Source organism: Morganella morganii H1r (assembly GCF_000633515.1).
GTDB lineage: Bacteria > Pseudomonadota > Gammaproteobacteria > Enterobacterales > Enterobacteriaceae > Morganella > Morganella morganii_B.
In genome coordinates, this window is the sequence record NZ_AYMP01000039.1 from 1 (window position 1) to 25,915 (window position 25,915).

General features: G+C 44.6%; 22 protein-coding genes, 1 tRNA gene and 1 pseudogene. 14 read left to right on the top strand and 10 right to left on the bottom strand.

Features of this window, described 5'->3' with window-relative positions:
* Positions 1 to 20 precede the first annotated feature (20 nt).
* Together U868_RS0119260 and U868_RS26380 are read left to right on the top strand one after the other, a co-directional pair.
* Positions 21 to 2,978, top strand: coding sequence for a type I restriction endonuclease subunit R (locus U868_RS0119260; RefSeq protein WP_025154696.1), 2,958 nt, complete (start codon positions 21 to 23; stop codon positions 2,976 to 2,978).
* 84 nt (positions 2,979 to 3,062) lie between these two features.
* Positions 3,063 to 3,182 carry a type I restriction enzyme endonuclease domain-containing protein gene (locus U868_RS26380; protein ID WP_080694395.1) on the top strand — a complete coding sequence of 40 codons (120 nt, stop codon included), beginning with the start codon at positions 3,063 to 3,065 and terminating at the stop codon, positions 3,180 to 3,182.
* Here U868_RS26380 and U868_RS25590 read toward each other — a convergent pair.
* Positions 3,135 to 3,290, bottom strand: a complete 156-nt coding sequence (locus U868_RS25590) for a hypothetical protein (RefSeq protein ID WP_162817256.1) — start codon at positions 3,288 to 3,290, stop codon at positions 3,135 to 3,137. The genes U868_RS26380 and U868_RS25590 overlap by 48 nt on opposite strands.
* 577 nt (positions 3,291 to 3,867) lie before the next feature.
* On the opposite strand from U868_RS25590, the gene U868_RS0119270 reads away from it, so the two are divergent.
* From U868_RS0119270 to U868_RS0119300, 7 genes are all read left to right on the top strand, one after another.
* Positions 3,868 to 4,386 (top strand): Hcp family type VI secretion system effector, encoded by a 519-nt coding sequence (locus U868_RS0119270; protein WP_025154697.1) that lies wholly within the window; start codon positions 3,868 to 3,870, stop codon positions 4,384 to 4,386.
* Positions 4,387 to 4,497: 111 nt separating this feature from the next.
* On the top strand, positions 4,498 to 6,402 hold the full coding sequence (locus U868_RS0119275; protein ID WP_025154698.1) for a type VI secretion system Vgr family protein: 1,905 nt from the start codon (positions 4,498 to 4,500) through the stop codon (positions 6,400 to 6,402).
* A gap of 11 nt (positions 6,403 to 6,413) precedes the next feature.
* Entirely contained in the window at positions 6,414 to 7,628 is a 1,215-nt protein-coding gene (locus U868_RS0119280) for a DUF2169 family type VI secretion system accessory protein (protein ID WP_025154699.1), read from the top strand.
* Positions 7,621 to 7,977, top strand: a complete 357-nt coding sequence (locus U868_RS0119285) for a DUF4150 domain-containing protein (protein WP_025154700.1) — start codon at positions 7,621 to 7,623, stop codon at positions 7,975 to 7,977. The genes U868_RS0119280 and U868_RS0119285 overlap by 8 nt, the downstream gene beginning before the upstream one ends.
* 14 nt (positions 7,978 to 7,991) lie before the next feature.
* A complete protein-coding gene (locus U868_RS24180; RefSeq protein WP_025154701.1) occupies positions 7,992 to 9,323 on the top strand; it encodes a polymorphic toxin type 15 domain-containing protein in 1,332 nt (443 codons plus the stop codon).
* Between the two features lies 1 nt (position 9,324).
* Positions 9,325 to 9,954 (top strand): GAD-like domain-containing protein, encoded by a 630-nt coding sequence (locus U868_RS0119295; RefSeq protein WP_025154702.1) that lies wholly within the window; start codon positions 9,325 to 9,327, stop codon positions 9,952 to 9,954.
* Between the two features lie 19 nt (positions 9,955 to 9,973).
* The gene (locus tag U868_RS0119300) at positions 9,974 to 10,591 is read left to right on the top strand and encodes a GAD-like domain-containing protein (protein ID WP_025154703.1); all 618 of its coding nucleotides are present in this window, start codon (positions 9,974 to 9,976) and stop codon (positions 10,589 to 10,591) included.
* A 782-nt stretch (positions 10,592 to 11,373) separates the two neighbouring features.
* Here U868_RS0119300 and U868_RS0119305 read toward each other — a convergent pair.
* From U868_RS0119305 to aspA, 9 genes are all read right to left on the bottom strand, one after another.
* Positions 11,374 to 12,411 (bottom strand): hypothetical protein, encoded by a 1,038-nt coding sequence (locus U868_RS0119305; RefSeq protein ID WP_162817257.1) that lies wholly within the window; start codon positions 12,409 to 12,411, stop codon positions 11,374 to 11,376.
* Positions 12,412 to 12,662: 251 nt separating this feature from the next.
* Positions 12,663 to 12,995: a hypothetical protein gene (locus U868_RS0119310; RefSeq protein ID WP_025154705.1), complete on the bottom strand. Its 333-nt coding sequence runs from the start codon at positions 12,993 to 12,995 to the stop codon at positions 12,663 to 12,665.
* Between the two features lie 926 nt (positions 12,996 to 13,921).
* Positions 13,922 to 14,206 (bottom strand): hypothetical protein, encoded by a 285-nt coding sequence (locus tag U868_RS0119320; protein ID WP_025154706.1) that lies wholly within the window; start codon positions 14,204 to 14,206, stop codon positions 13,922 to 13,924.
* 209 nt (positions 14,207 to 14,415) lie between these two features.
* Positions 14,416 to 15,000 carry an antirestriction protein ArdA gene (locus U868_RS0119325; RefSeq protein ID WP_025154707.1) on the bottom strand — a complete coding sequence of 195 codons (585 nt, stop codon included), beginning with the start codon at positions 14,998 to 15,000 and terminating at the stop codon, positions 14,416 to 14,418.
* Between the two features lie 309 nt (positions 15,001 to 15,309).
* The gene (locus U868_RS0119330; RefSeq protein ID WP_025154708.1) at positions 15,310 to 16,572 is read right to left on the bottom strand and encodes a tyrosine-type recombinase/integrase; all 1,263 of its coding nucleotides are present in this window, start codon (positions 16,570 to 16,572) and stop codon (positions 15,310 to 15,312) included.
* A 195-nt stretch (positions 16,573 to 16,767) separates the two neighbouring features.
* Positions 16,768 to 16,843, bottom strand: a tRNA-Phe gene (locus U868_RS0119335).
* 127 nt (positions 16,844 to 16,970) lie between these two features.
* A complete protein-coding gene (dicD, locus tag U868_RS0119340) occupies positions 16,971 to 17,543 on the bottom strand; it encodes a division control transcriptional repressor DicD (protein WP_025154709.1) in 573 nt (190 codons plus the stop codon).
* Between the two features lie 276 nt (positions 17,544 to 17,819).
* A complete protein-coding gene (locus tag U868_RS0119345; RefSeq protein WP_025154710.1) occupies positions 17,820 to 19,121 on the bottom strand; it encodes an anaerobic C4-dicarboxylate transporter in 1,302 nt (433 codons plus the stop codon).
* A 115-nt stretch (positions 19,122 to 19,236) separates the two neighbouring features.
* Positions 19,237 to 20,661 carry an aspartate ammonia-lyase gene (aspA, locus tag U868_RS0119350; RefSeq protein ID WP_025154711.1) on the bottom strand — a complete coding sequence of 475 codons (1,425 nt, stop codon included), beginning with the start codon at positions 20,659 to 20,661 and terminating at the stop codon, positions 19,237 to 19,239.
* A 378-nt stretch (positions 20,662 to 21,039) separates the two neighbouring features.
* Between aspA and U868_RS0119355 the strand changes: the two genes are divergently transcribed.
* The 5 genes and pseudogenes from U868_RS0119355 to U868_RS0119375 all read left to right on the top strand — a co-directional run.
* Complete coding sequence (locus U868_RS0119355; protein WP_025154712.1) at positions 21,040 to 21,546, top strand: FxsA family protein; 507 nt, start codon at positions 21,040 to 21,042, stop codon at positions 21,544 to 21,546.
* A gap of 172 nt (positions 21,547 to 21,718) precedes the next feature.
* Positions 21,719 to 22,012 carry a co-chaperone GroES gene (locus U868_RS0119360; RefSeq protein WP_004240601.1) on the top strand — a complete coding sequence of 98 codons (294 nt, stop codon included), beginning with the start codon at positions 21,719 to 21,721 and terminating at the stop codon, positions 22,010 to 22,012.
* 64 nt (positions 22,013 to 22,076) lie between these two features.
* Positions 22,077 to 23,723, top strand: coding sequence for a chaperonin GroEL (gene groL / locus U868_RS0119365; RefSeq protein ID WP_025154713.1), 1,647 nt, complete (start codon positions 22,077 to 22,079; stop codon positions 23,721 to 23,723).
* A gap of 159 nt (positions 23,724 to 23,882) precedes the next feature.
* The gene (locus U868_RS0119370; protein WP_025154714.1) at positions 23,883 to 24,623 is read left to right on the top strand and encodes a MurR/RpiR family transcriptional regulator; all 741 of its coding nucleotides are present in this window, start codon (positions 23,883 to 23,885) and stop codon (positions 24,621 to 24,623) included.
* Positions 24,624 to 24,897: 274 nt separating this feature from the next.
* A pseudogene (locus U868_RS0119375) lies at positions 24,898 to 25,896 on the top strand (PTS transporter subunit EIIC); the annotation flags it as partial.
* Between the last annotated feature and the right edge of the window lie 19 nt (positions 25,897 to 25,915).

The window sequence follows — 25,915 nt, forward strand, 5'->3', positions numbered from 1 at the left end:
TAAAAATGGGGGGATTACCCATGGAAAAGAAACTCGTTGAGCAGCTGGAACGCATGGGCTACGAGCGGGTGGAAAAGTGCAACGAAGCCGACCTGGTGAAGAACCTAAAGGTTCAGCTGGAAAAGCATAACGGCATCCAGCTGACCGGTGATGAATTTGAGCAAATCAAGGACAAGCTGAAAAAGGGTGATGTCTTCGATAAAGCGAGGATGCTGCGCGGTCGCATTGATGTCATCGGTGCCGATGGTACTCCTAAGTACATCGAACTCTTTTCAGTGAAACACTGGTGCCAGAACCGCTTCCAGGTTGCCCGTCAGGTGACAAACCGATCAGCTGTTGATCACAGTCGTTACGATGTGACGATTCTGATGAATGGCTTACCTTTGGTGCAGATTGAATTGAAGGCCAGAGGTTCGGAAATCCGGTCGGCCTTCGATCAGATTGACCGTTATCGCAGTAAATCCTATAGCACAAACAGTGGGTTATTTGGCTTCATCCAGTTGTTCATTATCAGCAATGGAGTGAACACCCGTTACTTCTCGAATAACCAAAAGCTGAACTACCAATTCACTTTTGAGTGGTCCGATCAGGCCAATGAACGGATCAACCGTCTGGATGCGTTTGCGGAGTCCTTCATGGAACGCTGCCTCCTTTCCAAAATGATCGCTCGCTACATCGTCCTGCATGAAACCTCGCGCAATCTGATGGTACTCAGACCCTATCAGTATTATGCGGTGGAAAAAATTCTGGAGCGCGTAGGTTACGGTCGTGGGGATGGGTATATCTGGCACACCACGGGCTCAGGAAAAACCTTAACCTCCTTCAAAGCCAGTCAGATTCTCAGCCAGGATAAGAATGTCGATAAAGTGCTGTTTGTCGTCGATCGTCGTGACCTGGATTACCAAACCGCACTGGAGTTTAACGCCTTCAGTGCGAACAGCGTGGACACCACTGAAAACACCAAAAAGCTGGTTGAACAGTTAAATGATGATGCCTGTAGGCTGATTGTCACCACCATTCAGAAGCTCAATGCGGCCATCTCTAAAGCGAAATTCAAAGACCAGTGTAAGGACGTGGCCGGTAAGAAAGTGGTTTTCATCTTCGATGAGTGTCACCGCAGCCAGTTTGGAGAAACCCATCACCGGATCTGTGACTTCTTCAGTCACCGACAAATGTTCGGGTTTACCGGAACACCGATCTTTGATGCCAATACCGTCAAAACCAAATATGGCAATAAAACCACCCGGGATCTGTTTGGTGAGGCATTGCACAAATATGTGATCACCGATGCGATTAAAGACCGCAACGTACTGCGTTTCTCGGTTGAATACCGCGACATGGTGAAGCCCGGAGATGTAGTGGAAATGAACGATGGTAGCCATGCCCCAGCCAGTGTACTGAGTGAAGAGCAGTTAAACCATAAGTCCTTCATCAATGCGCCTCAGCGTGTCGATAAGGTGGTCAGCGATATTCTGGCACTGCATCCATCCAAGACCTTCCGGCGTGAATACACGGCGATGATGTGTGTCAGCAGCGTGGATCTGCTGCGTGTATACTACGAATCCTTTAGAAAGCAGCAAGCGGATCTACCCGAAGAAGAACGGCTGAAAGTCGCTACTATCTTTAGCAGCGGACCGGATGACGCTGATGAGTTTACCGGACTGGAAGACACCGGCGTACCGGTGATGACCACACGCAGCGTCGATGCCGGTCGCATGGATTTTCTCAAAGCCTGTGTGTCGGATTATAACGGCCTCTACTCCACGTCCTATGATGCGTCCGACAGTAAGTCTTTCTATGAGTATTACCAGGACCTTTCAAGGCGTGTGAAGCGAAAAGAGGTCGATATCCTGCTGGTGGTGAATATGTTCCTCACCGGTTTTGATAGTCCCCCCCTGAACACCTTGTACGTGGATAAGAACCTCAGACACCACGGGTTGATCCAGGCTTTTTCACGGACTAACCGTGTCTTTGATGCCAGGAAATCACACGGCAATATCGTTTGTTATCGTCGTCTGAAAGATGCCACCGATGAGGCCCTGTCGATCTTTGCGAACCGTGATGCCAAGGCTGGTGGTGTCGATGAGGTGATCAGCACTGTGATCATGAAACCTTATCCTGATCTGGTGGACTCCTTCAGAGATGGAGTGGCACAACTCAAAGCCATCGCGGAAACACCGGATGCGGTGGATGAGCTTTACAAAGAAGAAGACCAGCTAAAATTCTTAGCTAAATTCCGTGATGTCCTGAGATTGCAAAATACCCTGAAGACTTTCAGTGAGTTCCATGAAGACCTTGAGAGTGAAGTACTGGATATCGATGAGCAAACATTACTGGATTACCAGAGTAAATACCTTGATAAGCGTGAAGATTTAGAAGCCGCTCAGCGTGAACGCAGGAAGAAGAAACCTGATGTCGGTACCGGTGATGAAAAGGGGTCAGATGAACCTAATCCAGAGCAGTTCAACTTTGATTTTGACTTTGAGATCGATCTGATCAAACGTGATGAGGTTAACGTGACCTACATCATTCAGTTGATTGAGAAGCTGAAGAAAGGTGACGCTAATCAGAAAACTTATGACCTCACCCGTGACATGATCCTGAACGTCTTACAGACCGACCCTGAACTACGTCATAAAAAGCAACTGTTCAGGGACTTCATCGATACCAAGCTACCCGGGCTGAAGCCAAAATCAGAAGATCAGGTCGAAGGTTTTGTCAAAAAACAGTTCAATCTGTTCGTGGCTGAGAAACGAAAAGAAGCCATGGCTTTGGTCTGTGAAGAACTCAATGCAGATTTAGCGGGTTTTAAGACCCTGTATGAAGAGTACATCTACCGTAACAGGCTACCCGATATTAAAGAACTGCTCGCTGTTTTATCTGTCAGGCCAAAGGTCACAGCCCGCAAAGCCGTAGCTGAGCTGGTGAGAGAGAAAATGGAAGAGTTGGCGGCTGTTTATGAAAGCTCAGAGATTTAACTGCTATTGAGAAATTCAAAGGTATCGGCCGGAAGATATAGCCAGTTGCCGGAACGGCTGAAACGGGATAGCGTCAGGGCCCGTATGCGTAATCTTGTACGCCGTTTATTACGGCGCTGGAAATATCCGCCGGATGCTGCGGAAGACGCGATTACATTAGTCCTGAGTCAGGCTGAAGCCCTGGCTGATGGTTGGTGCCAGTGATTGTACATACGAATTCAGTTTTGTGTGCAGGAGCATGGTGATACCGGCAGCATGACCGGTTTGGATTGCTGTCGTTTGTCCCGCCGGTTTCTTCATTTCTGATGACATGAATATACTGCGTATAAATATACCGGTTTTTCGGGAATAGTCCTGCTGATAATTTACTGTTTAGCTTCATGTTTTTTTTCTTAACGACTGTCAGAGAATATCAGTCAGTTGAATATGCTGATTTCATCTGCTTGTGATTAACCATTCAGAGAGGAAATTAAGGGTGTTTTATAATTTTCGTTTTGATGTGAATTTTTATTGTTATTATTCATTGTGTTATATTGATTTTGTACTTTGTTACATATTTTATTCTGTGATCTGAAAAAAAATTGCTTTTTTCTTATTATTTACAGTACGTTAGATAACTATGTTAAAAAACGTAGTGATTTGTTTCTTTTGTGATCTGAATCATTCCGCCTTACTACTCTCAATCTATCTCTCTTAGTAGTCAAATATCCTGTTTTTGCAACGATTTTAACTTAAGTGACGGATCCTGTGAGATACCAACGTCCCTCTGCTGTTTACAGACCGGTACGTGAAATTTATTATCTCGCCACTCAACACCATGCGCACTGGCTGATGACTACACATTGTCAGATAACTCATTGTTATCATTTTATATTATAAGGAATTTACTATGCCAACTCCGTGCTATATCGCCATCGAAGGTAAAACCCAGGGCAACATCACTGCCGGTGCCTTTACGGCTGAGTCTGTCGGTAACATCTATGTGCAGGGTCATGAAGATGAGATGCTGGTGCAGCAGTTTGATCATATCGTCACCGTTCCGACAGATCCGCAGTCCGGTCAGCCGTCCGGTCAGCGTGCGCACCGTCCGTTCAAATTCACCGTGGCAATGAACAAAGCCGTTCCGCTGCTGTACAACGCCCTGGCATCCGGTGAAATGCTGCCGACTGTTGAACTGAAATGGTACCGCACGTCTGTTGAAGGTAAGCAGGAGCACTTCTTCACCACCGCGCTGGAAGATGCCACTATCGTCAATATCGACTGCAAAATGCCGCACTGCCAGGATCCGTCCAAATCGGATTACACGCAGCTGATTGAAGTCTCACTGGCCTACCGCAAAATCAGCTGGGATCACACCGTTGCAGGCACCTCAGGTGCTGACGACTGGCGTGCGCCAATCGAAGCATAATGTACTGATTTACACCACAAATCCCGTCCGGGGTTTGTGGTTTTTTTTGCTTTATGACAGAGAACACCGGTCTGCCGGGTGTTCATCCGCCAGACTTGTTCCGGAGCCGGTATGTTTGCTGAAGATCCCAACAAAAAGAAGGCGGCAGATATTGCCGCACTGAAAGACTCCCTTGTTCAACAGCCGGTACAGTCGGCGTTATCGCTGCTCTCCGGCAGCTCACCTTCCGGGCTGGTGTTTACCTGTAAAATCGGCCGCTTACCGGAGCAGACGTTTCAGGTGACGGAGTTTTCCCTCAGTGAATCCCTGTCCTCGCTGTTTTCGCTGACCCTCAGCGCCGTCAGCCTGCTGCCGTCGATCACCTTTGAGGAGCATCTCGGCTCCGCCGCGTCACTGACGGTCACCCGTGACGGCGTCAAAGTCCGTACCGTGCAGGGACTGCTGGCCTCTGCGGAACAGGGCAATACCGACGGCAACAAAACCTGGTATCACTTTCTGATCCGCCCGGAAATGTGGATCATGACCCTTAACCAGGACAGCCGCATCTTCCAGAAACAATCGGTGCCGGAAGTGCTGGCGACATTACTTAAAGAAGCCCATGTCAAAAATGACCTGAAATTCTATCAGGACGAACTGCATCAGAAACGGGATTACATCACCCAGAAACGGGAATCCGCCTATGATTTCTGGTGCCGTCTGGCGGCCGAAGAGGGGATTAACTTCTGGTTCGAGGAAGGCCCGAAACTGTTTTACAGTGACAATCACCTTGGTATGACCGCCGGTATTCACCTGACCTATAACCCGCAGGCGGATACAGACACCGGTGACAGTACGGCCTTTTCATGGCGCTACGCCGAACAGCTGTGCAGTGATGTCATTATCCAGAAAGATTACAACCCGGATCGTCCGTCTTATCCGTTTAAACATGAAGTGACCGGTGAGGTGCATAAACAGCATCCGGTGTATGAAAGTTACGGTCGTTACCGTGATGATGAAACCGGTAAGCCATTCACCCGGCTGCGTTACGAACAGTCACAGAATGAGCGTCAGACCGGTACCGCAGGCACCAACTGTTTTGCCCTGATGCCGGGTAAAATCTTCACCCTGAGCAACCACCCGTCGGCGGTGATGAATCAGCCGTGGCAGGTGATTACGGTTAATCATCGTGGTACCCAGCCGCTGGCGGATAACAGCAGCGGTGAAGGGACAACGTTCAGCAACACCGTGAAGTTTATCCCCGGCACCCGCGAATGGCGGCCGCCGTTCCGTTTCCGCCCGCAGGCGGACGGCGACGAGCTGGCAACGGTGGTGGGCCCGGAAGGGGAAGAGATTTACACCAACGAACAGGGCGCGGTGAAGGTGTATTTCCACTGGGATCGTTACGGCAGACCGGATCACAGCGCTTCCTGCTGGGTGCGGGTGGCAATGGGCTGGAACGGCAGCGGCTATGGCTTTTCTGCTGTACCGCGTATCGGGCAGGAAATTATCGTCTCTTATCTTAACGGCGATATTGATCGCCCGATTATCACCGGCTGTACCTATAACGGTCGTAATTCACCGCCGTCGGCATTCCCGGGTAGTAAAACACAAACGGCTTTCCGGACACAAACCCACAAGGGCGAAGGATTCAACGAACTGCGCTTTGAGGATGAAAACGGGAAGCAGCAGGTCTTTATTCATGCCCAGCGGGATATGGACACGGTGGTACTGAATGACCGCAGCACACTGGTGAAAGCGAACCACAGTGAGCGGATTGAGAAAGATCAGAGCATGACTGTTCTGGGTCACCGGACTGAGGTGATCGGGGAAAACAACAAAGAAACCGTCGGTCAGCATAAAACTGTGGCGGTGGGAAATACCCTGTCAGTGACCGCCGGTGATGTGATCGAACTGCGCTGCGGTGCCAGTGTATTGCGGATGGACAGTGCCGGACGGGTGACGATCAACGGCACTGCATTCAGCTTTGAAGCCAGTGGTCCGGTGCAGATCACCGGCAAAGATGTGGATATTAACTGAGGAGGAATCAGATGGAATTTCGCAACCTGACACCATTTTCAGTGATGAATTACAAAATGCTGGATACTGATGATAAAGAACATCATGTTATTGCGATGAAAGTAAAATATTCGTTAGTTCATTTCTCTGATGATATATATCAGGCAAAAATAGAAACTAATGAAAGTCTCTGCATACAGGATCAGTATTTATCAGCACCTCTTTGCAGCGGAGTCAGGAGTGAAAGTGATCTCTCACCTTTCAAACCATACTGTGATGTTATCATTATCGGCTCTGCAATAGCCCCGGATTCAAAGCCTGTAACACAATTTCCGGTATCTTTAACCGTTACTGAAAACAATATAAGGCTGATTGACAAGACAATAAATATTTTTGGCAAACGTTGTCTGAAAAAAATAAATGAGCGCTGGGAATTACAGAGTTCGGAGCTATTTACCACCCTGCCATTAGGGTATGAATATGCCTTCGGAGGTGAATGTAAAATATATACTGACGAGCATTATAACAAAATTGATGAGCACTACTTACTTTCCGAAAATAACCGGCGTTTTCATCCTGAAAATCCACTGCCGCCAATTGCTCATGATTATCATCCGTTCAATCCGGCAGGAAAAGGCTATATACAAAATTGGTATATAAAAGCAAAGGATATTGACTATATTGAAATTCATCGTATAGAAGACATTAAATATCCTTTTGATATCAATGAATATATTAATGTGATAACGGCTGACAAAGATTTAAATGCTCCTTGTTTTATGCCTGCCGGTTTTGGCGTAATTACCCGATCCTGGCAACCCCGGCTCAGCAAAGCCGGTACGTATGATGATACATGGATTAATAACAGGCATCCTTATCTGCCAAAGGATTTTGATTTTAATTACTGGAACAGTGCCCCGGCAGATCAGCAAATCTCTTATCCGGGAAATGATATCACTATCCGTGTAACAAATATGACGCACAGTGGTTCCTTACAGGTAACACTACCGGGTCACAGAGCATTCCTGTTGGCCAGACTGGAGAATGGTCCGATTCTTCCCGTAGCGCTCAATTTAGACACAATTATTCTGGATACAGACACACTGAGTTTGTTACTCACTTTTCGTCAGAAATTAAGTACCGATTTGCCTCTTCGTGTACTTGAAGCGCGCTTTGAGACTAATCTGAACGCACCACTTTTCAGTGTCTCACTGCCTGATAAAAATACAGGAGATAAACATGGCTGATAATTATTTAGCCCGGCAGGATAGTGAATGGTTGGTTATAGGAATATTACCTGATGTATGTAAGACACCGGTAGGTTCTTCAACGCCTCCGGTGCCTTATCCGGTTATTGCTAAATTAGATAATGCAATAAAAGCGGTTCCCTCTGTTAAAGCTAACGGTAAGCCTGTTGTTGTATTTTCTCAAAGTTTAATACCGGAAACAATCGGTGATCAGGCAGGAATAGCAAAAGGCGTCAAAAGCGGTACGGTTGGTGGCAAATGTTACCCCAAAGAACATTCGGGAAGTTTTTTTGTACAAGGTTTGCCTGTATTACGGCATGGTGATGAGTTCTGGATGAACGGAAAATAAGGACTGATTTTCATATGGATGAGGATATTGATAATATTACGGTTACGGCGCGGGCTGATGATATTTTACCCAGTCCGCCGATAGAAAATATTCTATCCGATGTGAATACCTGGAAAGTATTTCGTCTCAGTAATGAAGACCGTATTGATTCCGAAAAAGGAATTGCCGTTGATTTATATAACCGGCAGGACGAAACAATTTTTTGGGGAGATTACAGCGAGTCAGAATATATTGCTTTGCGGCATGAATATCCGGAATTAGGTTTACCCGTCATTGATCCCTCGGGCGGTTACTCAGTTGAAGGAAAATCTCTGGTTAGAGATGGCAATACAACCGGTGTTATCCAAAATCAGGCTCCGGTGAAAAACGTTTCACCTGCAAATGCAAATCCGGTTGTTGCGACAGAAAATGATGATGAAGCCGAATTTTGGACAGATGTTCTTGATGGTGTACAGGTAGGGCTTGATATTGTCGGATTGATTCCGGTTGTCAGTATTGCAGCTGATGGGCTTAACGCTCTTATTTATACTGCACGCGATGATTATAGTAATGCAGCATTGTCAGCTGCTGCAATGGTTCCTTTTGCAGGATGGGGGGCAAAAGGCGCTAAATATGCAATGAAGGCTGAAAAAGCAATTATAAAATCAGTCAAAACAGAAAAATCAGCAATCAAAGCAGAGCAGCAGGTGGTTAAAAAAGGGAAAGATAAAGCCGGAGCAAAAATAAAACCCACAAAACTACCGAAGAAAAAATTGAAATGTTTTTCCCCGTATGATAATAAGTTTTTTAAAAGTATGTCCCCTGCTGATCAAAAAAAATATCTTAAAGAATATAATCGGCAATTAAAAAGACAACAGGATGCGATTAATGATATGAGTGCCAAGGAATTTTCATTAGCGCGGAAAGCTTATAAAAATGAAGGGCGGAATAAAATTTCTAGAAAAATGCAGGAAGGGTATAGAGATGAACAGAAAAAAATAATTGAAAACTCAATTCAAAAATCATTGCAAAATAGTGGAGTAACTGGTAGGGATTATATTAAAAAAAGAGCAGCTGAAAGAACAGAAGAAATTATGCGTAACATGGCGGCATTACATGAGCCTGACATGGTTGCCGGTGGATGGCATGATCCGAAACCAAGGGGGCTAGGCGATACGAAAGTCAATAGCTCTATAGGAGGGTCATGGCCCAGGAAGGTTGAGGTTATTGATAGTTCCACGAGCAAGACAATAAAAGAAAGCAGGATAGCTAGTATGGAAAAAACAGCAAATGAAGCTATAAAAAATGGGCAAGGTAGTGCTAAAATGAATGTGGAACTAGAAGTTTGTCGTGGAAAAGGAAAATAAAATGCGAAATGAATTTTTTGAGGCTTTTATCGATGAATTTGGAGATGCTACAATATCAAGGTATGCTTCTGTTGAAGAAATAAAAAAGTGGGAAGAAAAATTACCAGAGCTACTATTGATGTATTGGCATGATGAAGGGTGGAGTAGCTACTATAACGGATTATTTACCATAGTAAATCCAGCGGACTATGAAGATGTTGTAGATGAATGGCTGGAAGATACGTACTTAGAAGATATCGATGTTTTTCATGCAATAGCTATTAATGGCTTTGGTAATCTATATTTATGTGGTGAAAGAACAGGGCAGTCTGTTGTTATATCACCTATGTTTAATACTATATTTATTCAAAAAAAAGAAATCAAAAGAGAACATGCAAATAAAAGTAGAAATATTAGTATACAGACACTTTTTGGGTTTGCTGAAGTAGAGGGGCATAATAAAAAGGGCCTTTTTGAAAAAGCAGTAAAAAAATTCGGACCTCTCGGTGATAATGAAATATTCGGATTTGAACCGGCATTAATTTTAGGTGGTGAATTGGATATAAAATATATTCAAAAAGTAGATGCACGTATTCATTTATCTATTCTTGCTCAGCTCGCAGATCCTGAAATTGATGAGATAAATTTTTGATTTTTTAAGGAGTGGTGTGATGAGGGATCACTATTTCGATTCACTGATTAAAGAGCTCGGAGAAGCGACCACTTCCCGGTATGTTTCTCAGGTTGCTATACAGAAATGGGGGCGCACTCTTCCTGAGAAACTGCTTAGCTACTGGAATGATGAAGGTTGGAGTAGTTATAATAATGGTCTGTTTTCTCTTGTTGATCCATCACTGTATCATGATGCTGTACTTGAATGGTTAGATGAAACCTATTTAATTTTAATGGATAATTTTCATGTTATTGCTTCTACAGGATTTGGTGATTTTTACTTGTTTGGTGAAAGGTATGGTTTAATATGTAAAATATTATCCCGGAGTGGTGTCATTGAGGTTTTTTCTAATTCAATTAAGTTAACTGAAAAATTGTTAAATAGTCATGTGGAAAGTCTGATTCAATCAATTACAAAAGAAAATATTGATAAGGATTCTCTATTTGATAAATTAATTAATCGGTTTGGTACTTTGGATGAAAATGAAATTTTTTGTTTTGAACCGATGGTTAATGAAATAAATAATTCGAAATTTCTGTCAGCAAGAAAGATTAATGCTGTAGATTATTTAATTGAGTTAAGACATATCATAAAACCGGTAATTTTGCATGTATAATTTATTGTATCCATAATCTCAGCATATCCCGGTCAACTCTGTCAACAATCATTAAGGTTACTTGGTTGGCTCCTGCGCTTCTGCTATTGATTTTGCTGTGACGTAGAGCTACTTTGCAGCAGCTTTACCAAACTGAAAAAGTCATTAATGTGGCTGAAAAATTCAGCTTGGGTAGTTGGTGCCGGAGGCTATACCAAAGAAACAATGGAGGCAGGATATCCGGAGCCCTGCACAACAGCAGGCAGAGTAATGGTATACCAGAAAGCTTTGCGAAGGCAATAAAACGGGATTACCATATGCATTATATCAAAACCGGACAGCAGGACTGCCTTGGCTAACCCTGCTATGATGTGCAGTCATTACTATAAACATCATATGCACAGTATCCTGGTACACCACTTATTGTGAGAATATATAGGCAGAAAATCATTATCATCGTAAGAGAAAATATGAGCCTGGATATACAGGTCAAATCAACCCAGGTTTTAATTCGACCCATTTTCTTTAAATTTATTTATCTTTCAAAGAAAGCATATTCAGGTTGTTCAAAATAACTATTGCTCACTATGAATTTATTCTGATACTCACGAATAGAAAGGTTTTTTTCATTGCAATAAGATAATTCAATATTAATTCCCGATATTCTATCAGATAATTCATTTGCTATGCTTACATTAGATATTGCAGATAGCAATTCCTTTATTTTATCAGCATTCATATTTTCAAATGAAACGGGATTGTTTCCGTTAAAGAGCATGTCGTTTAATAACTGAGCTCTATTTTTAAAAAAACGTGTTTTTCTTTGTTTCGCTTCCGCTTTTAATTATTCCGAATATATAAGATTTGGCAATGTCATTGTCAGAACAAACACTATCTTTAGTAAATTTAATTAGATCGGATTGCGTTCCTGTACCTGCAAGGATTGAGTACTTATCATGTATTATGTTTGATTTTATATTATCACTATCAGATACTTCAATCATTGCCTTATCACTTTCAAAACTTTTATTTGATTTTAAGAAAAGATCGAATATGACTTCTCTGTCATGTTCATTAACCGATGTGTAACTATCTAATGACATATAAGCAGATGCTAAGATGTTAAAATTAAAAATCTCATTTTCAGCGATAGCTGAGTGTAGCCTTTCAATTAATGGGGCATGCTGTATAACTTTCATTACATCAATACATGTTGATGTGCTATCAAAATAGTTTATTGTTAATCCCTGGGTTAAATAAATGACTTTTAATAAAGACACCGTGTTTTCTAAGAATTCATTTATTTTACAGTAGCTTGATGATGATATGATGGTGGACATTTCATTTGGTATATATCTGACTATTTCTAAAATTATTTTCTTTATCTCTTTGTTATCTTCTTTTAATAAGAACGCATCTCTTAATTTTATCAGAGATATTGATAAATCTGTTTTGTTTGATACGCTGACAATTTCATTTATTCTTGAATTGAGTTTTTTAAAGTTGAGGTCAATCATCTCTTGTGTTTTTTTTATTTCAATATTTGTCAGGCTGACTTCATTCAGTGTTTTGTTTGTGTTTTGTAAGTTTTTACTCCCGTAATAAAATGTGGCGCCTAAGTTTATTGCTGATATGGCTAAATTAGCACAACTCAATAGATTGCTGGTTTGAATTAGTGATGGTTTGTTTTTTGTTTCTGCTTCACTACTTTCTCTAAGCCAGCCAACAATAGTTTTTTTATCTTTTGTTACAATAACTCCGCCTACTCTTTCATAAATACCACTTTTTAATCCATCACTTATTTCTTGTGGAATGTCCAATAAGACACTTAATTTATTCATCAACAGGTCCTTATTATTTTGGGGAGGATTCTGGTCCGCCATCTGACACTAAGCCACTTTTCTTAGCTCCGCTGATACAACCGAGGGTTGTTTTAAACATCGATGCTTTCGGGAGCTGCTGTTCAACGTGCTTTGATATGTTATTAATTATTTTCTGCTGCGGGCCCTCTCAGGGGGCCGTATCGATACGATATAACCACCGGGAGCCCGAGCTCTGCATGTCATTTGTGTTAAAAGTGTATAGAGTCGTTTTAATTTTTTGAGTATGTACCTGAACCTTTGTTAGTTGTGACCGTTATTTCCATAATTTGACAACTTTTCGGATATTCATAGCGGATAGACTGACCATAATGCAATTTTTTGTTTCCTGTTGGGGCCATGACTTTTTGGCAGTTACCCCGGTTTACAATAACGTCATCAATTATTATTTCATCGGTTAATGATACAATATTTATATATTTATAATACAACCCTTTGTGAACAATATTTTCCCGTAAACCTTCCTGTATTTTTATAGGAAGTTGCTCTGCATATGTTATTGATGAAAATAATAATGCAGATAGCAATAACGTATATTTTTTCATACTTTACCTTATGTAGTATATTTAACCATTATGTTTGGTGGGGGGGGGTAGTTTCGGTTTTTTTTATTAGCGTCACTTTAATTTATGTCTCTTTGATTGTAAAAGTAGTAATAATTTTTATTATTTTTTTTACTAAAATAAACCGGAATAATACCGGCTCATGTTTTACAAAAAGAGAATGTTTAGCTGTTTAAGAGAACAACTCTTTCTGTTGTTTTTTTAATCATTCATTATAATAGTCTGAATATTCCTCATCCCGTCCACCAGTCTCTTCAATCCACTCTTCATATTCCTGACTGTCTTTAAAGTCTTCTGACATGATTTACTCTCCGAAAATATCGCCTATATACAAACAGACAAAATTAGATGCTTTAAGTGACAGCATAGCGAAACCTGACAGAGAGTTAAAATCGTTATTAACGATCGAAATAATGAAATTGATCTGTGTTTTCTATCAATAATGACGATCAATTAATTGAAATTAATAGTTAATAACTATCGTTTTGTTGTTGTCGATCGGTATCGCAGATCAATTCATATTAAGGCAGAGATAAAAGCGTCAACATAATCAATTGCGTAAAAAATAGCGAAAATAGCTGATAATATTGGTTTTTTATAATCTGTGAGTGAGCCGCTGACCTGATGCTGACAAAGATGATGGTATTCTGTCTGTGGATAACGGTACTCAGCTAAAGTGTTGTGAAGGTATTTGCACATACCGGTATTATCCGGGATGGAAACCATCTTTTTACTGTGAGCTATTTGGCTGCGCTGTAGCATGGTTGCTGGCTTATTTATGAAACCAGCGTGATATATGCTTACCTCAGATCTCTTGTTATCTCATCGCTCCCGCGTCAGGAAATATAAAAAAATAAATGTACGGTAAAACGGATACCTTTAAGGTATCCGTTTACTGACTCTGTCAGCTAGTTAAAGGTATGTCCGCAGGATGCGCATTTAAAACGGTCGAAGACCATACCGTCCAGTGAAGAGCCGGTGACGGCACCGATAGCAGCACCGGCGACAAAACGGCTGAGCAGCATGGTGATATAAGACCCTGACAGTGTATTGATAACAGGTTGTTCTGATTCAGTCTCTGTTGCATTTAAGGTACCGGATACGCCTCCGAGGATCGCACCTCCTTTTTTGCCGATATGCCGCTCATGGGTATAAACAGAATGACATAACGGGCAACGGATAAAATTTTCCATTAATAGTGTCCTTTTTGGTTTGGTTAAAATAAAAAAGCCCTTCTCGATGAAGAGAAGGGCTTTCTGTCAGATAGGTATTAGGCAATAAAATATGTTATGGATAAATAGTGAGCATGATTACATTTTTAGCCGTAAGCTATTCCGGAAGAGGGCGTTCAGAATGTTGTGTTACGATAATGAGCTTCCTCGCTATAACACGGTTATCCTGTCTACCCGTCCGTATGATAAACATATCCCCCACCGTAAAAAATTCCCCCTTGTTCAATGCAGATATCACGTCCATAGCGTTCATAATCAAAGTAATGTGCTAAGCCACCGAATTGTGCCAAATCATAACAGCCGCTTTCCTGAATCCAGTAATAGCCCAGGTCGTATTCATTATTCACATGGTCTAATCGCTGAATAACCGCTAAATTACCGGTTAAATTAATCAAATCATGAATTGAGCTCACTGAGTCACCGATTTCAATCGCTGCCTGATAAAGACGCATTTCATCATGCGATAATGCAGCTAACTGAGTAGCTAATTCATTCAACTCCTCTAAAGCGTTAAATTCTGAAATATAGGAAGAAAGGCCATCAACCGAGGATTCATAGTCCGTCAGAAAATACTCTTCATAGCGAATGTCATCAATACCAATACGGGCTAAACAGTATTCGATCTCTTTTGAGGTTGCCGGAAGCTCAAGCCACTCACCAACCAGTACACCTTCGTTATATTTTCCTAAATTCTTGATAAAAAAAGAAATAATCCCTGACGTTGGGTATGGGGAAGACGCCGCAGTTATGTGCATATAAATACCTTATTACTGATGTCTTGCGTTTTTATAAACAGCGATATTTTGAGAAAGGGGACGATCCCCCTTCACTCAAAACTGAGATGTCGATATGGCTGAAAAACAGCCACGGGCTTTAAAATTAATTAATAACTTTTTAGATCAGGATGATGGATTGGCTCATAGAGCCGACAATACGATATGTTTTCTGTCATGATTTCCTTCCGGGTTGGCCAAAACGAAAAAAGCCCCTGTCCATCAGGACAGGGGCTTTCAGTGGTATAAGTTTATTGAATAAGACGTATTACGATAAAGTGTTAACTATGATTACTTAAAAGGATTATTCACTTTCGCATAATCAAAAGGTGAAATAGTTTGTTCTCGGTTAGCATCCAGAAAATCAGCCCACCATTGCAGCATCAGTCTGCGTTCTTCAAGAAACTCCGCCTTGTGAATATAAGCTGCACGTACACCATTACGCTCCTGGTGGCTCATCTGACGCTCTACCGCATCTCTTGACCATAATCCTGATTCGATCAATGAACTACAGGCCATAGCTCTGAAGCCGTGACCACAAACATCAACTTTCGTATCGTATCCCATAAGTCGTAATGCATTATTTACCGTGTTTTCACTCATCGGCTTCCAGGGATTGTGATCACCCGTGAAGATCAATTCATGCTCACCGCTGATAGTGTGAATCACCCGGAGAATATCCAGCGCCTGAGTTGAAAGCGGTACCAGGTGCTCTGTACGCATTTTTGAGCCACGATGAGAGAATTTTACACCTTTAATTGGTTTTCGTTCAGAGGGGATAGTCCACATGGCTTTTTCAAAATCTATCTCGGGCCAGCGGGCAAAGCGAAATTCACTGGAGCGGATAAATATCAGCAAAGAAAGCTGTGTTGCCAGTCTGGTCATGATTTGTCCCCGGTAAGTATCAAGACGTTCCAGTAACTCAGATATCCGACTCAGTGGCAATGCAGGTCTGTGCTGTCGTTTAACTGTGGCCAGCGCCCCCGCCATATCGGTAGCGGGATTATAATCAATGATTCCGGACTGTGCGGCATATCGCATGATAGCGGAAATTCGCTGTTGAAGACGGGCTGCTACTTCATAAATCTCTTTTGCTTCAGCAGCTTTAACCGGAATAAGTAAATCAGGTGTTTTCAGTGATGTAATATCCCGTGAACCAATATAAGGGAAAACATGCGTCTGAAGGCTTTTCCAGGTTTTTTCCCTGTGGGATTCTGACCAGGTTTTGTTGCTTTTATGCCAAAGTCCGGCAATGGCTTCAAAGCTTTGTGAAGCGTCTGGTAAAGCTTTCTTTATCCGTTTCTGTTCGCAAGGGTCGATACCCTCAGCAATCTGCTTACGTGCGCTGTCTCTTTTATCACGTGCGTCAGAAAGGGACAATTCAGGATAAATTCCCAGAGCCAATGTTTTTTCTTTTCCCTGAAAGCGGTAACGGAGTCGCCAGTAACGTGAGCCGTTGGGATGAACAAGTAAAAACATGTTGCCGGAATCAGCAAGTTTATAGGGTTTTTCTTGCGGTTTTGCAGCCCGAATCTTAGCGTCAGTAAGTGCCATAAAAGGGGTCTCCGGAAGGCGAGAGGGTACAAATTCCTGTCGAATCAGGGTATACCCTCATTTGTACCCGCGCAAGTGACTTGATGCGGGTAGAATTTGGTTGAGTTGGGTTGAATGAAGAACTACGGAGAAGTAGATATCTGGCGGGCTTTATAAACGAAAACGGACCTCCGTAGAGGTCCGTTGACATGAATTTGGTGCCCGGACTCGGAATCGAACCAAGGACACGGGGATTTTCAATCCCCTGCTCTACCGACTGAGCTATCCGGGCAACGGGGCGCATTAAACCGTATTCCGTGGTTTGCGTCAATGCCTTTCTGTCAAAAAACCATAAAAAAAGTGTGAGTGTGCTCTTTTTATGCAGAATGCGGACGCAATTTATGCAGGTGATGAATAAATCAGCTGAGTGCACCATTTTTACGGCAGCGGGCGATAGTCAGCACATCTTCCGCCAGCCGGCGGGCCGTATCAATATCACCGGTGCTGCGGGAAATCAGCAGCTTGCTCAGGCATCCTTCCAGAATCAGTTCCAGCTGATGGGCCACCATATCACAGTCATCAATATCCAGCTCTCTGAGCAGCTCTGTAGTGAATGCAAAGGCACTTTGTTTCTGCTGGCGGGATAACTGATGGATCGGGTGATCCGTATCAGGAAATGCGCTGCTGGCCGCAATAAACAGGCATCCCGGAAAACGGTTTTCCCTGACACGTTCCGCCAGTGCCGTGTAACGGGCAAGCAGTTTGTCTTCACAGGACAGAGAGTCATCCAGCAGAACGCGGCGCTGCCAGATATCAATCTGATTACCGTGGTAACGCAGGCAGTCGTAGAGCAGGTCATTACGGGTCGGCCAGAAAATCCGCAGGCGTTCGGGATCAATGTTCAGGTTATCGTTGAGGGTGGCTTCAGACATCAGAAGGCCGCGGTTTTCCAGCAGACTCAGTGCCTGATTGAGGACGTCTTCACGTTGCACAGCAGGTTCTCCCTGATAGAGGCATATAATCCAGAATAACGTGAGTACCGGGGAAAGGCGAGAGACGCAGAAAAATAAAATCCGCCCGGGAGGGCGGATTCAGGCCGTTGACAAACCCGCAGGGGTTGGCGGCGACCGACAGAGGTTGTAAAAATAAACCAGGAAAATCAATTTATTGATTTTCGGCTGATAACACAAAGCAGGAAAAACCACGTTTTATCCTGCTTTGTCTGCAATCTCAATCCGCCCCGGAGGGCGGATTGTCAGAGCAGGGAATTACAGAACGACACTGCCGATCAGGAAGCCGAAGCAGACCGACAGGGCAACACCAATGGTGCCCGGGATAAAGAACGGGTGGTTGAAGACCAGTTTGCCGATACGGGTGGTACCGGTGTCATCCATCTGAACCGCCGCAACCAGTGTCGGGTAGGTCGGCAGGATAAACAGACCGGAAACCGCAGAGAAAGAGGCAATGGCAGTCAGTGGTGTGACACCCAGCGCCAGTGCCATCGGCATCAGTGCTTTGGCGGTGGCGGCCTGTGAATAAAGCAGGGCAGAACAGAAGAAGAAAATAACCGCCAGCAGCCACGGATGCTGCGTGATTAAATCACCGGCGGTCAGTTTGATCCAGTCCAGGTTCGCCTGAACGAAGGTATCGCCCAGCCACGCCACACCCAGGATACAGATACAGGCGCTCATCCCGGCTTTGAAGGTGCTGGAGTTCAGGATGATATCCGTCTCTACCTTACAAATCAGAGTAATAAGTGTCGCGACACTGAGCATAATAATCAGGATGGCATTAGTGGTTGTCATAATCGGTTCAGACAGCAGCCCGACACTCTTACTGTTCACAACCGCAAAGACCACAACAGACAGAACACCGAGCAGAAACAGGAGAACAGACAGCTTGGCAGCCGGTTTGATGGCGGCTTTTTCACTGCGGTTCAGTTCCACCACACCTTCGGCAAGGCGTTTCTTAAAGACCGGGTCATCAGCCAGTTTGTCATCAAACAGCCAGGAGACAATAAAGGACATCAGAATGATTGCGACAAAGGTCGATGGCAGCAGGATCATCAGCAGATGCAGGTAACTGACGCCCATCGGCTCCATGACCGATGACATATACACCACCGCCGCTGAAATCGGTGATGCGGTGATCCCAATCTGTGCCGCCACAACAGCAGTGGAAAGCGGACGTGAAGGTTTAATCCCCTGTTCTTTGGCAACTTCGGTGATCACCGGCAGGGTAGCCAGTGAAATATTACCGGTGCCGGCAAACAGTGTCAGAAAATAGGTGACGATCGGGGCGAGGATGGTGATATAGCGCGGATTGCGGCGCAGCAGTTTTTCAGTCTGCTGAACCAGATAATCCAGCCCGCCCGCGACCTGCATAGCAGAGATTGCAGCGATTACAGCCATTATAATGGAGATCACGTCGAACGGGATACTGCCCGGTTTCACGCCGATGGCGGCGAGGGCGAGAACCCCCAGTCCGCCGGCAAAACCGATACCTATCCCTCCGAGGCGGGCCCCGAGATAAATGGCCAGCAGTACGATAATAAATTCGATGGCTAGCATAAGTGCTCCTGTAAAATCCCGTAGAAAAATGTTAAATTTTTGTAGTAGGGTAATAAAAAAGCACGTTACCTTGCGATGACGTGCTTTCGTATTCTATGTATTTCTTATTATTATATTAATCATCAAAACGTTTTGCTTTATAGGCCGGGTTTTTTAAGTTATCAATCGAGAAAATATCGTCCAGCTCAGCTTCTGTCAGCAGGCCGCGCTCCAGAACCACTTCGCGCACGCTTTTGCCGGTTTCCGCGCAAATCTTACCGACGATATCCCCGTTATGGTGACCGATGAACGGGTTCAGGTAGGTCACGATACCGATAGAATTGAATACATACGCTTCACAAATTTCTTTGTTGGCCGTAATACCGGAAACGCATTTTTCACCCAGGTTGCGGCAGGCGTTGCTCAGCAGAGAGATAGATTCAAACATGGCCTGACCGATAGCCGGTTCCATTACGTTCAGCTGTAACTGACCAGCTTCAGCCGCCATAGTGACGCACACATCGTTACCGATGACTTTGAAACAGGCCTGATTTACCACTTCCGGAATCACCGGGTTCACTTTAGCCGGCATGATAGAAGAGCCCGCCTGCATTTCCGGCAGATTGATCTCTTTGAGACCCGCACGCGGACCGGAAGAGAGCAGACGCAGGTCATTACAGATTTTGGAGAGCTTCATCGCCAGGCGTTTCAGCGCGCTGTGCAGCATCACGTAAGCACCGCAGTCAGAGGTGGCTTCAATCAGGTCTTCTGCCGGTACACACGGAAGGCCGGTGACTTCCGCCAGTTTCTCCACCGCCAGTTTCTGATAACCCGGTGCGGTGTTCAGCCCGGTACCAATCGCGGTGGCGCCAAGGTTAACTTCCAGCACCAGCAGAGCAGTGTGATGCAGGTTTTTGATTTCTTCTTTCATCAGGACAGCAAAGGCATGGAATTCCTGGCCTAATGTCATCGGAACGGCATCCTGTAACTGGGTGCGGCCCATTTTCAGAATGTCTTTGAATTCATCGGATTTGGCATCAAAGGTGCCTTTCAGATACTCAACAGATTTAATCAGCTGGGTAATTGAATTGTAGACGGCGATACGGAAGCCGGTCGGGTAAGCGTCGTTGGTGGACTGGGCTTTGTTCAGGTGGTCGTTCGGGTTGAGGAACTCATATTCCCCTTTTTTGTGGCCCATCAGTTCCAGGCCGATATTTGCCAGCACTTCGTTTGTATTCATGTTCAGTGAGGTACCGGCACCGCCCTGGAAAACATCCACAGGGAACTGATCCATACATTTACCGTGGATCAGGACTTCATCGCAGGCTTTGATAATGGTATCCGCAATCGCACGCGGAATGGTGTGCAGTTCTTTATTCGCCATGGCAGCGGCTTTTTTCACCATCACCATGCCACGGATAAATTCCGGGACATCATTGATTGTACGGTCGCTGATATAGAAATTTTCGATAGCCCGCAGTGTATGGACACCATAGTACACATCGTCCGGCACTTCGCGTTTACCCAGCAGGTCTTCTTCGATACGAAAATTATTTGACATGAGAACCTTCTTTGATTGAATGGTTGCCTTACTTAATAGTAAGAACAGCAATTATATTATTTTGTCCGATATTAATAGTGAGTATCACTTAGTTTATTGCATTCACAGTGATGATATGCTGAATTTGCATTGAATCCTTTTAGCCAGATCACTTATTAACTGAAATGTTTGCACTATTATCACTCTTATGTGCGATAAATCACAAATATCATGTGCGATTCCGGCACATGCTGCGCTTGAAAACATCGAAAATGACCCCATCATTATGAACATCTATGACTAAAAATCGAATTTACAGCGCGTCTCTTAGAAGTAGTTCACAAAGGCTGACAAAGGGGCGGTTTTTTACATCACAGTGCACCACATAAGGAAGACGTTATGCGTTGGTTACCCCTTATCCTCATTTGTCTGCTGATCTATATTGAGGCGGTCATTTTTGTTCATGTGGCATCCGCCATCGGTGTGTTTATGACACTGGTGCTGGTGGTGCTGACATCCTGTCTCGGCGTGTCTCTGGTACGCAACCAGGGAATGCGTAATCTGAGTCTGATTCAGCAGAAAATTCAGGCGGGTGAAAGCCCGGCGGCAGAGATGATCAAAAGCGTTTCTCTGGTGCTGGCCGGGATCCTGCTGGTTCTGCCGGGCTTTTTCACTGATTTCTTAGGTCTGTTGCTGTTGCTGCCGCCGGTACAGAAACTGCTGGTGTCCCGTGTGCTGCCGTTTATCCGTGTGTATCAGCCGCGGACGAACCCGTTCGCCGGTAATGCGGCAAACCAGGGGAATGTCTATGAAGGGGAGTTTGAGCGCCGGGGTGACACACCATCTCAGCGGCTCAACCAGTCACCGGCATCGCACAATGATGATAATCCGCAGGATAAACCCTGATATCTGAACAGTTTGGACAGAGACCGTGAAATTTCGTATTTTTTTCGTCTCTGCCCCCTTGAACTTGTCCGGTACTGACCCCATCTGCTCAAACATGGCAATGGTATTAGTATCCGGCCTGAACCTTTAATCCACGTTATTTGATACGGATTTTTTTACAGGAGATCTATCAATGAAAATTCGTCCTTTGCACGACCGTGTTATTGTTAAGCGTAAAGAAGTTGAAGCGAAATCAGCGGGCGGGATCGTCCTGACCGGTACAGCGGCAGGTAAATCGACCCGTGGTGAAGTGCTGGCAGTAGGTAACGGTCGCATCCTGGAAAACGGCGAAATGAAACCACTCGACGTTAAAGTCGGTGATATCGTGATTTTCAATGATGGTTACGGCGTAAAAGCTGAAAAAATTGATAATGAAGAAGTGCTGATTATGTCTGAAAGCGACATCCTGGCGATTGTCGAAGCATAATTACACCGTACTGGTTGTACTCAGATCTTCTTAAACCATAAAAGCATTCGAAGGAATAGAAATAATGGCAGCTAAAGACGTAAAATTCGGTAACGACGCCCGTGTTAAAATGCTCCGTGGTGTCAATGTTCTGGCAGACGCAGTAAAAGTTACTTTAGGCCCGAAAGGCCGTAACGTTGTGTTAGACAAATCATTCGGCGCACCGGTTATCACGAAAGATGGTGTGTCTGTTGCGCGTGAAATCGAGCTGGACGACAAGTTCGAAAACATGGGCGCACAGATGGTGAAAGAAGTTGCCTCCAAAGCGAACGACGCTGCGGGCGACGGTACCACCACTGCAACCGTACTGGCTCAGTCTATCATCACTGAAGGCCTGAAAGCCGTTGCTGCGGGCATGAACCCGATGGATCTGAAACGCGGTATCGATAAAGCCGTTGTTGCAGCCGTTGAAGAACTGAAAAAACTGTCTGCACCATGCTCTGATACCACTGCAATCGCGCAGGTAGGTACTATCTCTGCAAACTCCGATGAAACTGTCGGTAAACTGATTGCGGAAGCAATGGATAAAGTCGGTAAAGAAGGTGTTATCACTGTTGAAGAAGGCACCGGCCTGGAAGATGAACTGGATGTTGTTGAAGGTATGCAGTTCGACCGCGGTTACCTCTCCCCGTATTTCATCAACAAACCGGAAACCGGTTCTGTTGAATTAGAAAACCCGTACATCCTGCTGGTCGACAAAAAAATCTCCAACATCCGTGAACTGCTGCCGGTTCTGGAAGGCGTTGCAAAAGCAAGCAAACCGCTGATGATCATCGCAGAAGATGTTGAAGGTGAAGCGCTGGCAACACTGGTGGTTAACACCATGCGCGGTATCGTGAAAGTGGCTGCGGTGAAAGCACCGGGCTTCGGCGACCGCCGTAAAGCGATGCTGCAGGATATCGCAACCCTGACCAACGGTACTGTTATCTCTGAAGAGATCGGTATGGAGCTGGAAAAAGCAACTCTGGAAGACCTGGGTCAGGCAAAACGTATCGTTATCAACAAAGATACCACCACTATCATTGATGGTGTGGGTGACGAAGAGACTATCGCAGCACGTGTTGGTCAGATTCGTCAGCAGATCGAAGATTCAACCTCAGATTACGACCGTGAAAAACTGCAGGAGCGCGTAGCGAAACTGGCAGGCGGTGTTGCTGTCATCAAAGTCGGTGCGGCAACTGAAGTTGAAATGAAAGAAAAACGTGCCCGTGTTGACGATGCCCTGCATGCAACCCGCGCAGCGGTTGAAGAAGGTGTGGTTGCCGGTGGCGGTACTGCATTAGTCCGTGTTGCGGCGGCTCTGACTGAGCTGACCGGTGATAACGAAGATCAGAATGTGGGTATCCGTGTTGCGCTGCGCGCAATGGAAGCACCTATGCGTCAGATCGTTGAAAACGCAGGTGAAGAACCATCTGTTGTTGTTAACACCGTGAAAGGCGGCAAAGGTAACTACGGTTACAACGCAGCAACCGAAGAATACGGCGATATGATCGCAATGGGTATCCTGGATCCGACTAAAGTCACCCGTTCTGCTCTGCAGTTCGCCGGTTCTATCGCGGGTCTGATGATCACCACTGAAGCGATGATCACTGAACTGCCTAAAGACGACAAAATGGATTTAGGTGCAGCCGGTGGTATGGGCGGCATGGGCGGTATGGGCGGCATGATGTAATCATGTAGTCTGACTGCACTTGTTTGCTGAAAAAGCCCGTAACCTGATTGGTTACGGGCTTTTTTGTGTGTCCGGTTTGTCTTTCATAATATCCGACTGCTTATCCTCATTATGAGGTATTATTGACGAATATCGCTGCTGAAATGGGGGAGTGCGGATATGCTGGATTTTCTGAAGAATTACGACAACTTAACCGTCAGTGAGAAGAAAGTATTAAAATATCTTACCGAAAATATTGCCGATATCCCCTGGCTGAATATTAATGAATTAGTCACCAAAACGTTTGTGTCCAAAACGGTGATTATCAATTTATCCCAGAAATTAGGTTTCAGCGGGTTTAAAGAACTTAAATTTCAGATCAACAATCATATTCTCTCACAAAATAAAGCAGAGAAAAAAGCACCGGCATCCTATAAAAAGCAGCTCGAAAATAATATCCATAAGACCTTCACACTGATTAATGAAGATCAGATCCGCGATTGTGCAAAAATATTGCACGGTTCACGGAATATCTTTCTGGTGGCACGGGGAACCAGCAAGGCGGTCGGTTACTATCTGGAGCATTTATTATTTTCGCTGGGGCTGCACTGCTTTTTTATTAATGATTATAACCTTTCCGACTCCTTTACCCGTCTTGTCAGCAAGGACGATACGGTGATCTTTATTTCCCTCTCCGGCGGAACCAAAAAGATCATTGAAACCGCAAAAATTGTTCAGCTGAAAGATGCCCATATCATCAGTATGACAGCCTTCCACACCAATGAACTGACCACATACGCAAATAACACTCTCTTTTGCTTCTCTGACAGTTATGACACAAAACGGGATGACTCAAAGTCCAGAACGGGATTTTTTATCCTGGTGGATTTATTAATTAATGAGCTGGAAAGTTTGCTGTAAATAAATGCGCTTATTATTTAGCTTAAGTTGAATTGAATGCTTTTTGTTCAATAATTCCTGCTGTTTTTAAAATAATTGTTTATTCAGAAAATCATTAACAGAACGTCTTAAAAATCATTATCACCATGATTTTTAAATCATTATCGCCTTAAAATGACCCGGGTCATAATGTAAGACCTGAGATAATATTTAAAACCGTACCATCATTTCATTTCAAAAACGCAGTGCTAGTATTCCGGGTAATATCAATATTCTTCGTCGCAGGGAAAATAATATGGCTAAAAGAAAATTCGGGGAGTCGATCCAGCGCTTTGGCCGGACACTGCTCCTGCCCATCGGGGTTCTGGCTCCGATAGGTATGATTCTGGGGATCAGTGGTGCATTAGTGCAGACCTACATGATCGCCCGGTTCCCTTTCCTCGGAAATGAAACTGTTAACGCACTGCTTGTCAGCATCCGCTCTATTGCGGGGGTCATTTTTGACAACATTCCGCTGCTCTTTGCCATGGGGGTTGCCTACGGGATGAGCCAGCGTGATAAGGGGATCGCGGTCTTTGCCTCTGTGGTGGGGTATCTGTCGCTGATTATCACCATGAATATCTGGCTGGTACTCACCGGTAAACTGGCGGATCCGGCCATTATGGGACAGGTCGGGCAAATTAAGGTTCTGGGGATCCAGACCTTAAATATCAGTGCCGCCGGGGGGATCATCACCGGTTTAATTGCCGCCTGGGCAACGGATAAGTTCTATAACCTTGAACTGCCGACCGCTTTCGCCTTCTTCTCCGGTAAAAAATCCGTTTCCATTATCATGGTCGGCCTGATGATTATGGTCGGCGCGACATTACCGTTTATCTGGGAAGTGCTGGTTCAGGGGCTGATGAAACTCTCAGCCGTCTTCCTCAGTCCTGTCGGTCCGTTCTTTACGGCGGGCGGTGAGCGTCTGTTTATTCCGTTCGGTCTGCACCACGTCTGGAACGTGCTGTTCAGATTTACCGAAGCCGGCGGTACTTATGTAATCGACGGGCAAACCTATGTCGGTGTTGTTCCGGCGCTGACTGAAGTGTTATTCAAACAGGGCCCCGGAACTGAATACTGGGCGATGATGCCAAGCCTGACGCGCTTTATGGCGCAGCAGCAAATGCTGGTCACGCTGTTCCTGTTCCCGGCAATCGCATTAGCTATCTATAAAACATCGAAGAAAGAGAACCGCGCGGAAGTGAAATCGATGCTGGTGACGATGGTACTGACTGCCATGCTCGGTAACGTCACGGGGTAATCCCCCCATTTTT

Bases quoted from the DNA above. Each gene is read 5' to 3' on its own strand.
- U868_RS0119260 (WP_025154696.1), top strand. From the start codon at position 21: ATGGAAAAGAAACTCGTTGAGCAGCTGGAACGCATGGGCTACGAGCGG.
- U868_RS26380 (WP_080694395.1), top strand. From the start codon at position 3,063: ATGCGTAATCTTGTACGCCGTTTATTACGGCGCTGGAAATATCCGCCG.
- U868_RS25590 (WP_162817256.1), bottom strand. From the start codon at position 3,290: ATGTCATCAGAAATGAAGAAACCGGCGGGACAAACGACAGCAATCCAA.
- U868_RS0119270 (WP_025154697.1), top strand. From the start codon at position 3,868: ATGCCAACTCCGTGCTATATCGCCATCGAAGGTAAAACCCAGGGCAAC.
- U868_RS0119275 (WP_025154698.1), top strand. From the start codon at position 4,498: ATGTTTGCTGAAGATCCCAACAAAAAGAAGGCGGCAGATATTGCCGCA.
- U868_RS0119280 (WP_025154699.1), top strand. From the start codon at position 6,414: ATGGAATTTCGCAACCTGACACCATTTTCAGTGATGAATTACAAAATG.
- U868_RS0119285 (WP_025154700.1), top strand. From the start codon at position 7,621: ATGGCTGATAATTATTTAGCCCGGCAGGATAGTGAATGGTTGGTTATA.
- U868_RS24180 (WP_025154701.1), top strand. From the start codon at position 7,992: ATGGATGAGGATATTGATAATATTACGGTTACGGCGCGGGCTGATGAT.
- U868_RS0119295 (WP_025154702.1), top strand. From the start codon at position 9,325: ATGCGAAATGAATTTTTTGAGGCTTTTATCGATGAATTTGGAGATGCT.
- U868_RS0119300 (WP_025154703.1), top strand. From the start codon at position 9,974: ATGAGGGATCACTATTTCGATTCACTGATTAAAGAGCTCGGAGAAGCG.
- U868_RS0119305 (WP_162817257.1), bottom strand. From the start codon at position 12,411: ATGAATAAATTAAGTGTCTTATTGGACATTCCACAAGAAATAAGTGAT.
- U868_RS0119310 (WP_025154705.1), bottom strand. From the start codon at position 12,995: ATGAAAAAATATACGTTATTGCTATCTGCATTATTATTTTCATCAATA.
- U868_RS0119320 (WP_025154706.1), bottom strand. From the start codon at position 14,206: ATGGAAAATTTTATCCGTTGCCCGTTATGTCATTCTGTTTATACCCAT.
- U868_RS0119325 (WP_025154707.1), bottom strand. From the start codon at position 15,000: ATGCACATAACTGCGGCGTCTTCCCCATACCCAACGTCAGGGATTATT.
- U868_RS0119330 (WP_025154708.1), bottom strand. From the start codon at position 16,572: ATGGCACTTACTGACGCTAAGATTCGGGCTGCAAAACCGCAAGAAAAA.
- U868_RS0119345 (WP_025154710.1), bottom strand. From the start codon at position 19,121: ATGCTAGCCATCGAATTTATTATCGTACTGCTGGCCATTTATCTCGGG.
- aspA (WP_025154711.1), bottom strand. From the start codon at position 20,661: ATGTCAAATAATTTTCGTATCGAAGAAGACCTGCTGGGTAAACGCGAA.
- U868_RS0119355 (WP_025154712.1), top strand. From the start codon at position 21,040: ATGCGTTGGTTACCCCTTATCCTCATTTGTCTGCTGATCTATATTGAG.
- U868_RS0119360 (WP_004240601.1), top strand. From the start codon at position 21,719: ATGAAAATTCGTCCTTTGCACGACCGTGTTATTGTTAAGCGTAAAGAA.
- groL (WP_025154713.1), top strand. From the start codon at position 22,077: ATGGCAGCTAAAGACGTAAAATTCGGTAACGACGCCCGTGTTAAAATG.
- U868_RS0119370 (WP_025154714.1), top strand. From the start codon at position 23,883: ATGCTGGATTTTCTGAAGAATTACGACAACTTAACCGTCAGTGAGAAG.